Raw genomic sequence first — 13,741 nt, 5'->3', positions numbered from 1 at the left:
AGGGATGCCCCTCAATTCATTGAGGGGAGGACGTCACGTCTGTCCAGCATCATCCAAAGACGGCATTCTACGCTGGGGAAAGCCAAAGGAGAGCAAGGCCTCATGGAAGAACGGCGACCCTTAGAAGGAAAAGTGGCTCTGGTAACCGGGGCCAGCCGAGGGATCGGGGCGGCGGTGGCCCTGGCTTTGGCTCAAAGCGGGGCGGCGGTGGCCGTGAACTTTTGCCGCTCGGCCGCCCAGGCGGAAGAGGTGGCCCGCCGCTGCCGCGAGTGGGGAGTAAAGGCGCAAGCTTTCCGCGCCGACGTCACCGACCCGGAGGAGGTGCGCCGCCTGTTCGCTGCCGTGTCCGCAGAGCTGGGGCCGGTGTCCATCCTGGTGAACAACGCCGGCATGGGGCTGCGTCGCCTCTTAATGGATACCTCCGATGAAGAATGGGAAAAGCTCCTCCGGGTTAACCTCTCCGGGCCCTTTTACTGCTGCCGGGAAGCCCTCCCCTCCATGATAAGGCAGCGCTGGGGAAGGATCATAAACATAGCCTCCGTCTGGGGCATCACCGGGGCTTCTTGCGAGGCCGCCTACGCCGCCACCAAAGGGGGGCTCATCGCCCTTACTAAGTCCTTGGCCCGCGAGGTGGGAAGTGCGGGAATAACGGTGAACGCCCTGGCGCCCGGTCCTATCGAGACCGACCTTCTGCGGGAGGAACTCACCCCGGAAGAGCTGGCCGCCCTGGCCGAAGCCGTACCCCCCGGGCGCCTAGGCAGGCCGGAAGAAGTGGCGGCGGCCTGCGTCTTCCTGGCCTCACCGGCCGCCGCCTTTATCAACGGTCAGGTTCTGGGGCTGGACGGGGGTTGGATTCTCTTCTAGCTCATCGCGTCTGAGGAGAACCAGTGAAGTGCATATGGCAAGAAGCACAGGGGGTCACGCTCACCGAGTAGGTGTGACAACCAGCGCAAGGCGTTCCCTTGAGGTTCACCGGCTGCTGAGAAACGGCAACGGTCTGGTGGCAGCTAAAACAGTCGTGCATGGTGGGGCGGGAATAGGGAAGCGTGGCCACAGTCCTCACCAGCTCCGGACGCCATTGACTCGGGTTGCTGAAGTCCGGGAGCCTAAAAACGTCGCGCTGGACAATCTTGAAGTGCGTCACCCCGTAGTGGCAGGCTGTGCATCCGATCCCCGCCTTGAAGTGTATCGGGTGCGGGTCTCTCAGGTCTCCCGGCATGGAGGGTGCCCGCTGGCCGCTGTGGCATCCCAGGCAGACTCCCCGATCCATAGGAGCCTTAAGCGCTATGGGCTGCCGGTAGCTCCCTGCAGCGTGGGCCTTCTCCATGGCCGCCAGGTCGATATTGGCGTGGCAGCGTTCACAGCTAACCTTATTGTGGGCGGAAAGCATCCAGGTGGAAATGTAGGGCCACATCTCGTGACACTCGGCGCACTTGAAGCTGGCAAGCCGGTATTCCCCTGCCGCAGCTTCTCTGGCCTGAACCTTGGCTCCCTCCCGGTAGGCGCTTATTACCGCGTTTAGACCCATACCAAGTATAAAAAGGAGCGCCACTATGATGTAGGGCGCCGCGTTTTTAAAATTGGACTCCCCCATTCTTTTCTTACCTCCTCTCGCGAAGCCCTCTTTCGAAGGTGAAAGCGGGGAAAAGGCTTAAGGCGGCAGGGGAAAAGCCCTCGCGCCAGGCGGTCAGGTCCAGCGGCAGGGTTTCCCCTTCCACCTTTACCGGATCAAAGGGATGGTCAACCGCCCCCGTCTCCACCACCGCCTTGAGGTAACTCCCGCAGCAAGAATACAAATAAACGCGGTAGGGAGTTCCCTCCCAGGCCAGCAGCTCTTCTCCTTCGGGAGAGGAGTGTCCGCAGAAAGGGCAGCCCAGGCGGGGGTAGGGCCAGGCTGCCTCGCAAAGGCTGCAGTATAAAAGCCTCCCTTTCTTTAATCGGGCTAGATGCGGGTAACGTCCGCAGACCGGGCAGCTCCCATGCTGCCAGTACTCGAAGTCCTGGGGGCGGAAAGAAGAGGCGCAGCCGCGCAGGCAGAGTTTTAAAGCGTGGTGGAAGATAAATCCGGCCACTTCCTTGTCCAGCCGGTGGCGGCCGAGGAAGTTTAAAAAGCGCAGGTAAGCCTTTTCCTCCTGCCGCAGGAGAGCAGGGAGGAATTCTTCCCAGGAAAGGCGTGAGCGCTCAATATGAAGCTTTACCCGCTCCGCTTCCTCCCGCCACTCGGGGCAGTACTCCTTCACCGCCGCCACCACCAGGCTCACCCTCTCTAGCCACTCCGATCGCGTCCAGGGCAGCGGATAAAGATAGAGAAGGGGTATCCCCGGTTCCCCACCAGAGGGTACCCCTTCCCGCTTAAGGATAGGGAGGGAAGCCAGGGTTCGGTAGAGTTCCTTCATCCGCCCCCAGTCCAAAACTTAAGCCTCCTTCGCCGCCAGCCAGAGGCCGGCCGCCAGCGGCGTCCAGGTGAGCAGCGACAGCATCGCCGGCCGGGCCGCGCTGGGGAAGCCGAGTTCCTCGAAGGGCACGTCGCTTAGGTAGAGCCAGGAAGTGCCGCCGAACTCGCTCTCGCCGTAGACCTGGTTCACGTACCGGCCGGGGTTTTGCGCTATGCGCTCCTTGGCTTCCTTGATGAGTGCCTCCCGCTCGCCGAACTTCAGGGCGCCACCCGGACAGGCCCTGACGCAGGCCGGCGCCTGCCCCTGCCCCACACGGTCGTAGATGCCGCCGGGGTCAAAACAGAAGCGGCACTTCTGCATGATCACCGGACCCTCACCGCCCGTGCGGTAGCGCGGCACCTGGAAGGGGCAAGCGTTGAAGCAGTAAAGGCAGGCGATGCAACGGCTGGGGTCCTGGATGACCGGCCCCTCCGGGGTTTTGCGGAGAGCTCCGGCAAAACAGGCCTTCACACAGGCGGGATCCACGCAGTGCATGCACTGCCGCTTGACAAAGCGCCACACGACCCGGCCGCCCTTGTCCTCGATGTAGTACTTGACCACCGTCCAAGTCTCCGCCGTGGTGTCGCGCGGCGTGGCCCAGTCGTTGACAAAGCCCTGCCTTTCGGCCGGCAGGTCGTTCCACTGCTTGCAGGCCACCATGCAGCTCCGGCAGCCGATGCATTTGGTGAGATCCACCAGAACAGCCTTGGGCATAGGCGTTCAAGCCCCCTTTCTTAAGCCTTCCGGACGTCGCACAGGAGCGCCTTATACTCCGGTATGAAGGTGTTGGGATCGCCGAAGAGGGCTGTGACTACGTTGGCCGAGTCGCCCGGCGCCATCCCCTGGTAGCCCCAGTGCCAGGGCAGGGCCACCACCTCCACCTCTTTGCCGTCCACTTTTAAGGGCTGCAGGGTGGGGAGTACCGAGGCGCGCCCGTAAACCTTCCCGCGGGCCGTGAGCACCACCACCCGGTCCCCGGGCTTAATGCCCAGCTTGGCCGCCAGCCGGGGAGAGATCCCCACGAACATCTCCGGCATGAGTTCGGTAAGCCAAGGAGAGTTGCGCGTCACCGCGCCGCTTTGGTAGTGCTCCACCAGCCGGTGGGTGGTGAGGATATAGGGGTACTTTTCCGGCTTGCCCCGCGCCGCGCCTTCCCCCTGGTAAATCTTGGCCAAGGGGTTGTTCTGCTGCTTGGACATGAGGTTGCGCACCGGGCTCTCGATGGGCTCGTAGTGTTCGGGCAGGGGACCGTCCTTGAGCGCCGCCGCCCGGGGGCCGTACTGAGCGCCGAAGAGCCGCCCTACCCCTTCGGGCACCATGATGAAGGGGTTCTGGGCCGACTTCTCCGGTGGGATTTCTGCTCCGGTGGCCAGATCCTTGGCCCCGAAGTCGGGCACGTCGAAAGTCACCCACTTGCTGCCGTCCCAGTACACCAGCGCCCGCGCGGGGTCCCATGGACGCCCGGAAGGATCGCAGGAGCAGCGGTTGTACACGATGCGGCGGTTGGCCGGCCAGGCGAAGCTCCACTTGGGATAAAGCCCTAATCCGGTTTTATCGGTACGGTCGCGCCGCTTGGCCGCCACCACCCCGAGGTCCGGATCGGGGTACCAGTAGCCGGCGTAGATCCAGCAGCCGCAGGCGGTGGAACCGGTGTTGGTGAGCTTGGCGAAACCGGGCAGGGGCTTGCCCGTGTCCACCTCGTATCCGTTAATCTCCAGGGCCACCTTGTTGATGTCCGGCTCTTCGGAACCGGGAGCATCGTAGTCCCACACCATGTTCAGGATGGGCTCGGGGAACCTGCCTCCCTTGCGGTACTCCTCCCTCACCGCCTTGAAGAGCCGGTCGACTATCCAAAGGTCGGACTTGGCGTCTCCTGGTGGGTCCACCGCCTTCCAGCGGTACTGGATCCAGCGACCGCTGTTGGACACCGTACCCTCCTTCTCGTAGGAAAAAGCTGCCGGCAGGAAGAAGACCTCGGTCTTGATCTTGCGCGGATCGGCTCCCGGGCGCCTCCAGAAGGCCGCCGTCTCGGTCTCAAAGAGGTCGACCACTACCAGCCAGTCGAGCTTCTCCATGGCCTTCCGTGTGGGTTCGGCCGCCGGTCCTCCCACCGCCGGGTTCTGGCCCCAGGCGAAGAACCCCTTTATCTTTCCCTCCGCCATGCTCTGGAAAATGGCCATATGCGAGTGCTCCTTGCCGTCGAGCTTGGGCAACCACTGGTAGCAGAACTCGTTCTCCGGCGTGGCCTTGGCCCCGAACCAGGCTTTGAGCTGGCTTATCAGGAACTTTGGCGTATTGGACCAGAAGCTGGTCTTCGGGGTCTCCTTTTCCAGATAGTCCTTTAGGGTAGGATGCCTGGTGGCATCGGGGCAGCTGAGGTAGCCCGGCAGAAGGTGGTAGAGCATGGCCATGTCGGTCGAGCCCTGGACGTTGGACTCACCCCGCTGGGCGTTGATCCCGCCCCCGGCTATACCTATGTTCCCCAGGAGAAGCTGGAGGATAGCCACCGCCCGCACGTTCTGACTGCCGTAGGTGTGCTGGGTGATGCCCATGGCGTAGACGATGTTGCCCGCTTTATCCGGCCTGCCGGTGGAGCAGTAGAGCTCGCAGACCTGCCGGTAAACGTCCTCCGGCGTGCCGGTTACGCGGCAGACCGTCTTGATGTCGTAGCGGGAAACGAAGCGCTTCAAAACCTGGAAGACGCAGTTGGGGTCCTGCAAGGTGGGATCACGCTTTATCTTGCCGTCCTTGTCCTTCTGGTACTGCCAGGTGGTGGGGTCATAGACGAACTGGCCGTCTTTAGTGGTAGCTCCGGAGAAAAGGCCGTCCTCGAACTTGAAGTTGGGATCCACCAGGAAGGAAGCGTTGGTGTAGTTGACCACGTAGTCGTGGAAGTAAAGGTTGTGCTCCAGGGCGTAGTTGATTATCCCCAGAAGGAAGGCGATGTCCGTGCCCGGGCGGATGGGAGCGTAAATGTCCGCGTGCGCTGCCGTCTTGGTGAAACGGGGATCCACCACAATGAGCTTGGTGCCCCGCTCCGCCTTCCCCCGCAAGATCCACTTCATCGCCTGCGGATGGTTCTCCGCTGGGTTGGCCCCTATTACCATCACCACATCGGAGTTCTTGTAGTCGATGAAGTGGTTGGTCATGACACCCCTGCCGAACGTATTGGCCAGACCGGCCACGGTGGTGGAGTGTCAGAGGCGGGCGTGGTGGTCTATATTGATTACTCCCAGGCTGCGCAAAAACTTGTGAATGAGGTAGTTCTCCTCGTTATCAAGCGAGGCACTCCCCAGGTGGGCTATGGCCTGGGTGCGGTTGACCGTTACCCCTTTCTCGTCCTTTTCTTCGAAGGTGGCATCGCGCGTGGCCTTTATCCTCTTGGCTATTTCCTTTAAAGCCCAGTCCCAGTCCTTCTCTTCCCAGCAAGTGGAACCGGGCGCGCGGTAGAGTACCTTGGTTATCCGACGCGGGTTGAGCTGCCGCCGATGCTGCCAGTTGACTATGGTGTTGGCGTCCGAGAGGGCAATGCCCTTGGGACACATAGAGCCTTCATTTATGGGGTGGTCCGGATCCCCCTCCACGTAGACGACCCGGTTATCCTCACTGTAGACGATCAGCCCACAACCGCAACCGCAGTAAGCACAGATAGAGCGCGTTTCCTTAGCCCGCCTGAGCTTGGGCAAGGCACCAACCGTCCCCTGGGAAAAGACCGGGCCTCCCCTTCCCACGCTTCCCAGGAGGCTCAGAGCGGCCACTCCCAGGCCGGCGTACTTGATGAACTCGCGGCGGCTGATCTTGCGCATGCGCTTCCCCCCTCGCCGCGCTCACTTTTTGTAAAAGTTTCGACACAAAAGACCCTTTTCCTCCCCGTGGCAGAAAAATTTCAAGCGGAGGCGAAGAGGTTTTCTAGCATCTGCAAAAGCGCGGTCAGACCCGCCGCCCGCCTTCCCGAGGGGAACCCCTCCGAGCGCAAGGAAAAGAGAGGTTTTCCGGCGTCAGCCGCCCATTTCAGCAGAGTGCGGTTCCCCTCGGTCGCCGGTACCAAAGGGAAACCGGTATCCACAACCGCCTGAGCTTCTTTCAGGTAAGGCCGGGCCAGCTCTAAAGCCTCTTTCCCCACCGGGGCAAAGGCGGGAACGGTTATGAGCTCCGCCCCCACACCCCGGGCTACAAAGACGTCCACGTCGTTCTCCGGCAGCACCCCGCAGGCCAGCCGGTACCCCCGCTTAGCCAAGGCCCGGATTACTTTAGCCCCCTTGCCCCCTCCAGCCACCACAAAGACAAGGGGGCCTTCGGCCGGGAGCCGGAGCTCCACCGCGCCGGTCACCGGGTCGAACTCCCCGACACCGGAACCATAGAGCCGGGAAACGGCCTCCGCCGTCAAGAGCTCCTCCGGCAGCCCCATCCCCAGCACCCTTCCCTCGTGCACCAGTACCACATAGGCCGTGCCCTTAAGGGCCAGGTCCACCTCGTGCAGGCTGAGGAAAACCGTAATCCCCTTCTCCCGGCAAAGGCGGAGGAGCAGGGACATGATCCCGGCCCGGTGCTGCAAATCGAGGTGCACCGTGGGCTCGTCTAGGATCATGATCTCCGGCTCCTGGGCCAGGGCCCGAGCGATGAGCACCTTCTGCTTTTCCCCGTCACTCAGGTCGCCGTAGAAGCGGGAGGCCAGTTCCTCCGCCCCCACCAGCCGCAGGCTCTCCCAGACCACCCGCTCGTCCCGCCGAGAGAGCTTCCCCAGCAGACCGGTGTGGGGGTGGCGCCCCAGGGCCACCGCCTCGAAAACGGTCAAAAGCCCCGGCAGGCACCGGTCGGTGAGCACCACCGCTAAGGCGCTGGCCCTTTCTTTAAGCGAAACCTTCTCCAGCCTCTCCCCCTTGAGGTAGACTGCTCCCCCCAGAGGGGCCAAAAGTCCGGCCACCGTCTTGAGCAAGGTGGACTTGCCGGCCCCGTTAGGCCCCAGGAAGCAGATGAGCTCCCCCTTATGGGCCTTCAATTCCTCCACCAGCACCACCGTGCGGTGGCCGTAGCCCGCCGCCAACTCCCAACACTCCAAAATTTCCAAAACTCTCACCTTCAGCTAGAAAAGAAAGATTAGCGGGTTATTTCCCCGGTCCCGGCTACATCCTCACCTTCCCCTTCAGAAGAAACCCTATGACCAAAGGGGCTCCGAAGAGGGAAGTGACAGCGGTGATGGGGAGCTCCACCGGGCAGAAAAGCTGCCGGGCCAGAAGGTCGCAGAGTCCCGTAACCGCCGCCCCCAGGAGGATCACTGCCGGTATGAGCACCCGGTTGTCGGCCGTGCGCAAAACGAGCCGGGCCAGGTGGGGTACGGCCAGGCCGATAAAAGCCACCGGGCCGGCAAAGGCGGTCACCAGCCCGGCTAGGGCGCTAGAAAGCACCACCACCGCCACCCTAAAGCGCCGCACGTCAAGTCCCACGCTCAGAGCGTACTCCTCTCCCCCCTGGTAGGCGTTGAGCGCCTTGCCCAAAAGAAAGGAAGAGAACAGAAGGGGAAGGCCGGCTGCCGCCAGCACCGTCACCTTGCCCCAGTCCATAGGAGCGAAGCTGCCGAAGGTCCAGAGGTAAAAGCCGTGCACCCGCTCCTTCTCGGCGAAGGCCAGGAGGATACTGGTACAGGCTGAGGCCAGGTAGCCAAACATGAGACCGATAACCAGCAGGGTCACCACCGAGCGAGTGCGGGGAGCTAGCGCCGCCACCGCCGCCGTGACCACAAAGGCTCCGGCAAAGGCCGCCAGCGCTAGAAGGGAGGGAGTCAGGGAAAGGCCGGCGGTGAGGGCGCTTAACGCCAGGATGCCCACCGCCAGAGAAGCCCCCGAAGAAATCCCCAGGACGTAAGGGCTGACGATGGGGTTGCGGAAGAAGACCTGCAGCAAAAGCCCGCTCACCCCCAAGGCCGCCCCGCCCAGCAGCGCCCCCAGGGCCCGGGGGAGGCGGATTTTGACCACCACCGCCTCCGCCAACCCGGGGCGTCCGGGATGCAGCAGCACCGCCAGCACCTTCCCCGGCGGCACTTTAACCGAACCCCAGCCAAGGCTCGCCACCAGCACCCCAAATACCAGGATCACAAAGCCCAGGAAGAAAGCCCAGTGAAAGCGGCGCATCGCTACTCCTTAGGCAGCTTCAAAAACTGCTTGCTCTCGTGCCCCGGAAACATATCTGGGTGGAAGATGGCCGCTAGATCCTGAAGCTGCTGCGTGAGTTCATCCAGGCTCTGCCAGTAATCCGGTGCCAGGCAGTAAACCCTGCCCTGCTGGATAACCGGAAGATCCTTCCATAGAGGGGCTTGCTTGAGGACATCCTTAACCGACTTTGTGCCGTAGTTGGGGCTGGAGGCGTAGATCATGACCTCCGCCTCCCGCGCCTGCCGGTAAAATTCTTCCGGGGTTATTTGCGCCGAGCCCACCCCTTCCAGGTTTTTCATCAGATAGTCCCCGCCGGCCATGGCTATGAGCTGCGCGGTGTAGGAGTTACCGCGGGGAACGTAGACCTTCCCGCCCCAGACGCTCACCCACACCACCTTGGTTCTAGGCACGTTTTTAAGCTTGTCCGCCAGCTCCTGCACCTTCTTCTCCGTCTGGGCGAAGAAGCTCTCCGCCTCCTTCTCCTTGTCGTAAAAGGCGGCCAGAAACTTGACCCACTCCAGCCTCCCCAGAGGGTTTTCCTCCAGCCACTCGTTGTCCACCGCCACCGGCACCCCGAGCTCCCTGAGCCTAGCCGCCGCTTGGTCGCCCCCCATGGCCTTGGTGAAGGTGAAGACCACGTCAGGCTTCAAAGCCAGGATCTTCTCGTAGTCGAGCGCCTCCAGCTTGCCCAGGTAAGCGATCCGCCCCTCCTCTATCCCCCGCTTCACCTCGGGGATGTACCAGTCCTTGGCCGGGGTGCTTACCCCCACGATGCTCCCCAGCTCCCCCAGGGGCTTGAGCAGGGCCGCCTGGGTGGTGGAGAGCACCACCACCCGCTTGACCGGCGTGTAGACTACCGGGAGGTTTTCATACCCGGCCGGGGGCTTTCCTCCCCGGGGGCAGAGCAGGAGCTTCTTCCCGTCCCCGTCGGTGACCAGCTTGCACCCCTTCTCAAGGTACTCGATCTGGAAACCCTTGGCATAAGCCAGCTTGAGCTCCCTGGCAGGAGCCTTCTCCGCCGTAGAAGTGCTCGTCCGGCAACCGGCCAGAAGCGCGAGGAGCAAGACCACCACCAGCACCGAAAGATACCGCCGCAAACTCCCTCCCCCTTTGCCAAAATTTAAAGTCCCGGCCCTGCGCCGGGACGAAAAAACCTTTCGCCCCGGCCTTAACCCCGCAAGGCCGCGGATTTCTCCCTCCCGACGGGCAGGTCTCCTGGCTTCCGTTCCTCGCCCCCCGCCCGGCCTTCCCAGGCGTGAAGCCCAGTGGCTTGAACAGTGGGCGGCGAGCTCCCGGTCACAGTGGGCGGGACCGCGCGGGACTTGCACCCGCTTCCCTTACACCCGCCGGAGGAAGCTATGCTTTTACCACACTTTTAGCATAGAGAAGGAGGAAGAGCAAGGAGAAAGAAGGACGAGCGGCCGAAATTCTGGGTTGACTCCCTCCCCGGGGCTTTATGCCCGGGGATTCCTTCAGGCGGCTTTAAGCCGCCATCCGGCTACCGCTCGCCGCTTTAAGCGTACCGGCGGCAGGTTCGAAGCGGCCTACCCACCGGTGGCGGTTCCACCGGAGGGCAAGCGGCTTCTGGGGCGTGGCCTCCGCCCCGTGCTCCTTCGAGGAGCCCTGAAGGAGTATGTTTAACGCCGCGTTGGCGTCTGCGTGCCACACGCGGCCGCACTCCTCGCACACAGCTTTATGCCGGACGGGCCGCCTGACAGGATGCCCGCAGACGGCGCACCTGGAGGAAGTCCCTTCCGGCTCGACAGGCTCGACTCTTATCCCGACCCGGATGCAGGCGGCCTCGATGAGGTTCCTTAACATGCGGAAGGCCCAGAAGTTGTGCACCGGCCAGTTCTTCGGCCCGAAGTCCATGTCCTCCCGGATGCCCGTCAGGTCCTCAAGAAACAGCACGGTCACCCGGTGCTGCTTCAAGACACGGGCAATCTCTGCGGCCAGGGCTACAAAGGCGTGTTTGAGCCTGCGGGCGCGGAGCTGATAAAGCCTCCTTAACTTCCTGGAGGTTTTCCTTCCCGCCCGGTTGAGCCTCGACTGCTCCCTTGCAATTTGCCTGGTCCAGTAGAGGAAGTCCTTGATGACCTCCCGGGCGGAGAAGAGGATCTGGCGGTCGAGCCCTTCGACGGCCAGGGCGACCAGGACCCTCGCACCCAAATCGCAGGCGGCGTACTTTTCAGGCCAGGCTGGCCTTCTCGGTTCTGGCACCTCCACCACCTGGTGGGCGTACCAGCGCTTCTTTACGGGGTCGTACTTGAGTTCCAGGGTCTTAGGTTGGCCGTGGAAGCGCAAGAACCCTTCGTGCGCAGGACCAAGCGATCTCCCTGCCTCTTCCGGAGGTCCTGCGGCAGTGTGAGGGAGAGGCAACGAGCATCCAGGGAGTAGGAGGTGGGTGCCTTGACGGGGATGACGCGGAATATACGCTTTCCCGTCCGGCGGTCCTTCCAGTAGCGGGGTATGTGCGGCAGCTTCTCCAGCTTGCCTTTCCGGTACAATCTCAGGCAGGCGAAGTAGGAGTTCCACGCCTTCCTTGCTTTCTTGATGACCTCCTGCCCTATGTGGGCGGGCAGGGCTTTGTACGCCGGGTGCTCCTTGAACTCGGAGCACAGGGCCTCGTAGGAGGGCACGGGTTCTCCTTTGAAGAACGCCTGCCTGCACCTGTACGTCACGGCGTTGTAGAGGGCGGCGCAGCGATCCCCGATGATCTCCAGGACTCGCTCCTGCTGTTTATCCGGAAGGATCCGGACGACGTTGGTGCGTTTCATGCTTCCATTGTAGCACAATCTGAGGGCACGATCTGAGGCCGCTTTCATCCCCAGGCTTAAAAGCCGGGGCCTTCAGCGGCGGACTTTCTGGTAAGTAGCGTCCGGTATAGTGTGTAAAAAGGGTGGTTAGAAGCAGGAAGGGCCACCCCCTTTGGTAGATTGAAGAAGTGACACAACCAACACTAACAGGAGGGATTTAAGATGGCCCATTACCAGGTTACCGTAGATGGCGAGGTTCTGCAACAGTTGTTTTCCCGGGACGATGGTCTGGCCCGGTTGGTGGAGCAAGTCTCAAACCAGATTCTCGAGGCTCAGGTTACAGAGCAGCTCAAAGCTAAACCATACGAGCGCACAGAGGAAAGACAAGCGTACCGCAACGGCCACCGGGAAAAGCCGCTTGTAACCCGGATCGGACGGCTTGTCCTGGAAGTGCCCCGGGTAAGGTCCGGCAAATTTTCTACGGAAATGTTTGAGCGTTACCAGCGGAGCGAGCAGGCATTGTTGCTGGCCCTGATGGAGATGGTGGTCAATGGAAGCTATGCGGCACGGAATTTTCCAAGTCGACGGTATCCGAGCTCTGCAAACGGCTTGACCTTTTGGTGAAGGCCTGGAATGAGCGAGATTTAAGCGAAAAGGAGTATCCCTTTATTCTGGTTGATGCTTTGGTCATAAAGGTGCGGAAAGGCGGGCGGGTGAGATCCCAGAGTGTGCTTATGGCTTGCGGGGTTAACCGGGATGGTTACCGGGAAGTTCTAGGGCTGATGATTGGGGACGGCGAATCCGAGGCTACCCGGTCTGAATTCTTCGACTGGTTAAAGAAGCGAGGGCTTAAGGGCGTTGACCTGGTGGTTTCGGATGACCATAGGTGGCTGGTAAACGCCATTATGATCCACTTTCAGGGGGCGAGTTGGCAGCGGTGCCAGACGCATTTTACCCGCAACATTCTGGAAGCGTGTCCCAAGTCCTGGCAGAAGCAACTTCATGCTCGCCTTAGGCACATTTTTGAAGCGCCGGATATAGATACGGCAAGACTACTCCTGGAGGAGGTGGTACAAGAGTTTGAGGCCGTAGCGCCCAGGGCAACAGAGAGGCTCGAGGCTGGTTTTGAGGATGCCATGGCGGTTATGGCTTTGCCGGAGCCGGTTAGGCGGCGCTTGCGTACGACCAATGCCATGGAACGCCTGAACCGCGAAATTCGCCAGCGGGAGAGGGTAGTAGGGATTTTCCCCAATGAAGAAGCGGCGTTGAGACTGATCAGGTAGCAGTGCTCATGGAGATAGACGGGGAAGGGTCTACCGGCCACCGCTACCTGGACATGACGGAGTACTGGATATGGAGGCAGGAGCAAGAACGAACAGTTAAAGCCGAAACCAATAAGATCGGGAAAGGGGTAGCTTAACAAGGCTCTAATAAGCCTCAAAGGCTACCAGAGGGATTTTTACACACAAAATTGGACTTGACCGCAGTATGCCGACGTTCAGCTTATGTCCTGTTCAAGATCTAAGATCTAGCTTAGCTAAGTAAATGTTCCAACCATACGTTGGTGTCAACCAGGTACACGCTTTGATCCCCCGTCACTCCAGAGCTTTTTTGCAGTTCAAGCGCGGTATACTGATCCTGGAAGTCGCTGAGGGCACCGGCCCAGTCCTGGCGTAGCTTTTTGGATACCTCTGAGGTTCGGCGCAATCCGAAGACATACAGCGTATTGACAGGAGCAATATAAAGTTCTTAAAATGGAAACAGGTGTGGTAGATGAGGATAACCCGGTTTGAGTGGGATTTCCGGAACACCGGACACATCGAGAAAAAGCATGGCGTAAGGCCAGAAGAAGTGGAAAGCGTTCTTCGAAGTAGCCCGCTACTTCGGCGCACGAAAAAGGGACGGATGATTGCACTGGGCCGCACCAACACGGGACGCTATCTCTTCGTGGTGTTCATGGTAAAACCGGGCGGCGTTGCCCGGGTGATTACTGCACGCGACATGACAGCTGCCGAGAAACGGTATTACCGCCGGGAGAAGAGAGGTGGTGGGGAATGGTGAAGAAGAAAGGGCTACCAGAGTTCAAGGGTGAACAGATACCCGAATTTGCCTCCGAAGAGGAGGAGCGGGAGTTCTGGAACAGTTACAGTTTCGCTGAAGCAATGGAGCGAGGCTTACTGGAGCCCCTGGAAGAGCCGCTGGAACTTGCCCCAGAGCTCGCCGAAAAAATGAAGACCAAACGGGTCACACTACGGCTGCGGGTGTCGCAGATAGAGGCAGCAAAGCGTATAGCGAAGGAGAAGGACATCCCCTATCAGACTCTCTTGAGGTCCTGGATAGCTGAGGGCATCCGCCGGGAACTGGAGCGCAGATCGCAAGGTTAAAAGAGCTCCTTTCCTCG

Annotated in this window: 13 protein-coding genes, 1 pseudogene and 1 riboswitch; of the genes and pseudogenes, 4 read left to right on the top strand and 10 right to left on the bottom strand. The window is 61.0% G+C overall.

Features of this window, described 5'->3' with window-relative positions:
* Window positions 1-102: 102 nt before the first annotated feature.
* Window positions 103-864 carry an elongation factor P 5-aminopentanone reductase gene (gene ymfI / locus DXX99_RS01845; protein WP_115791802.1) on the top strand — a complete coding sequence of 254 codons (762 nt, stop codon included), beginning with the start codon at window positions 103-105 and terminating at the stop codon, window positions 862-864.
* Between the two features lies 1 nt (window position 865).
* Here ymfI and DXX99_RS01840 read toward each other — a convergent pair whose 3' ends face one another.
* From DXX99_RS01840 to DXX99_RS12205, 10 genes are all read right to left on the bottom strand, one after another.
* Complete coding sequence (locus DXX99_RS01840) at window positions 866-1,594, bottom strand: hypothetical protein (RefSeq protein WP_115791801.1); 729 nt, start codon at window positions 1,592-1,594, stop codon at window positions 866-868.
* 7 nt (window positions 1,595-1,601) lie between these two features.
* Window positions 1,602-2,411: a formate dehydrogenase accessory protein FdhE gene (locus tag DXX99_RS01835; protein ID WP_115791800.1), complete on the bottom strand. Its 810-nt coding sequence runs from the start codon at window positions 2,409-2,411 to the stop codon at window positions 1,602-1,604.
* A gap of 3 nt (window positions 2,412-2,414) precedes the next feature.
* Complete coding sequence (locus tag DXX99_RS01830) at window positions 2,415-3,149, bottom strand: 4Fe-4S dicluster domain-containing protein (RefSeq protein ID WP_115791799.1); 735 nt, start codon at window positions 3,147-3,149, stop codon at window positions 2,415-2,417.
* A gap of 20 nt (window positions 3,150-3,169) precedes the next feature.
* Window positions 3,170-5,620: a formate dehydrogenase-N subunit alpha gene (gene fdnG, locus DXX99_RS01825; RefSeq protein ID WP_205664600.1), complete on the bottom strand. Its 2,451-nt coding sequence runs from the start codon at window positions 5,618-5,620 to the stop codon at window positions 3,170-3,172.
* Between the two features lie 12 nt (window positions 5,621-5,632).
* Window positions 5,633-6,241: a twin-arginine translocation signal domain-containing protein gene (locus tag DXX99_RS12215; RefSeq protein ID WP_115791797.1), complete on the bottom strand. Its 609-nt coding sequence runs from the start codon at window positions 6,239-6,241 to the stop codon at window positions 5,633-5,635.
* Window positions 6,242-6,321: 80 nt separating this feature from the next.
* Window positions 6,322-7,494, bottom strand: coding sequence for an ABC transporter ATP-binding protein (locus tag DXX99_RS01815; protein WP_205664599.1), 1,173 nt, complete (start codon window positions 7,492-7,494; stop codon window positions 6,322-6,324).
* 64 nt (window positions 7,495-7,558) lie between these two features.
* A complete protein-coding gene (locus DXX99_RS01810; protein ID WP_115791795.1) occupies window positions 7,559-8,563 on the bottom strand; it encodes a FecCD family ABC transporter permease in 1,005 nt (334 codons plus the stop codon).
* A gap of 2 nt (window positions 8,564-8,565) precedes the next feature.
* Entirely contained in the window at window positions 8,566-9,681 is a 1,116-nt protein-coding gene (locus tag DXX99_RS01805) for an ABC transporter substrate-binding protein (protein ID WP_115791794.1), read from the bottom strand.
* Between the two features lie 91 nt (window positions 9,682-9,772).
* Window positions 9,773-9,946, bottom strand: a riboswitch (cobalamin riboswitch).
* Window positions 9,947-10,066: 120 nt separating this feature from the next.
* Complete coding sequence (locus DXX99_RS12210) at window positions 10,067-10,888, bottom strand: RNA-guided endonuclease InsQ/TnpB family protein (RefSeq protein WP_240610766.1); 822 nt, start codon at window positions 10,886-10,888, stop codon at window positions 10,067-10,069.
* Window positions 10,837-11,361, bottom strand: a complete 525-nt coding sequence (locus DXX99_RS12205) for a hypothetical protein (protein WP_240610765.1) — start codon at window positions 11,359-11,361, stop codon at window positions 10,837-10,839. The genes DXX99_RS12210 and DXX99_RS12205 overlap by 52 nt, the downstream gene beginning before the upstream one ends.
* A gap of 201 nt (window positions 11,362-11,562) precedes the next feature.
* Here DXX99_RS12205 and DXX99_RS01795 point away from each other — a divergent pair.
* From DXX99_RS01795 to DXX99_RS01785, 3 genes and pseudogenes are all read left to right on the top strand, one after another.
* Window positions 11,563-12,760, top strand: a pseudogene (locus tag DXX99_RS01795) (IS256 family transposase).
* 353 nt (window positions 12,761-13,113) lie between these two features.
* Window positions 13,114-13,401 (top strand): BrnT family toxin, encoded by a 288-nt coding sequence (locus DXX99_RS01790; protein WP_115791793.1) that lies wholly within the window; start codon window positions 13,114-13,116, stop codon window positions 13,399-13,401.
* Window positions 13,395-13,724, top strand: a complete 330-nt coding sequence (locus tag DXX99_RS01785; RefSeq protein WP_115791792.1) for a CopG family antitoxin — start codon at window positions 13,395-13,397, stop codon at window positions 13,722-13,724. Before DXX99_RS01790 ends, DXX99_RS01785 begins: the two co-directional genes overlap by 7 nt.
* The last annotated feature ends 17 nt before the right edge of the window (window positions 13,725-13,741 follow it).

The sequence above is a fragment of the Ammonifex thiophilus genome (assembly GCF_003368535.1).
GTDB lineage: Bacteria > Bacillota > Desulfotomaculia > Desulfotomaculales > Ammonificaceae > Ammonifex > Ammonifex thiophilus.
This window is presented reverse-complemented; position numbering and strand designations above follow the sequence as displayed.

What these genes read in the sequence shown, in the direction of transcription:
- DXX99_RS01790 (WP_115791793.1), top strand. Translation starts at nt 13,114, where the DNA reads ATGAGGATAACCCGGTTTGAGTGGGATTTCCGGAACACCGGACACATC.
- DXX99_RS01830 (WP_115791799.1), bottom strand. Translation starts at nt 3,149, where the DNA reads ATGCCCAAGGCTGTTCTGGTGGATCTCACCAAATGCATCGGCTGCCGG.
- ymfI (WP_115791802.1), top strand. Translation starts at nt 103, where the DNA reads ATGGAAGAACGGCGACCCTTAGAAGGAAAAGTGGCTCTGGTAACCGGG.
- DXX99_RS01840 (WP_115791801.1), bottom strand. Translation starts at nt 1,594, where the DNA reads ATGGGGGAGTCCAATTTTAAAAACGCGGCGCCCTACATCATAGTGGCG.
- DXX99_RS12205 (WP_240610765.1), bottom strand. Translation starts at nt 11,361, where the DNA reads ATGAAACGCACCAACGTCGTCCGGATCCTTCCGGATAAACAGCAGGAG.
- DXX99_RS01810 (WP_115791795.1), bottom strand. Translation starts at nt 8,563, where the DNA reads ATGCGCCGCTTTCACTGGGCTTTCTTCCTGGGCTTTGTGATCCTGGTA.
- DXX99_RS12215 (WP_115791797.1), bottom strand. Translation starts at nt 6,241, where the DNA reads ATGCGCAAGATCAGCCGCCGCGAGTTCATCAAGTACGCCGGCCTGGGA.
- DXX99_RS01785 (WP_115791792.1), top strand. Translation starts at nt 13,395, where the DNA reads ATGGTGAAGAAGAAAGGGCTACCAGAGTTCAAGGGTGAACAGATACCC.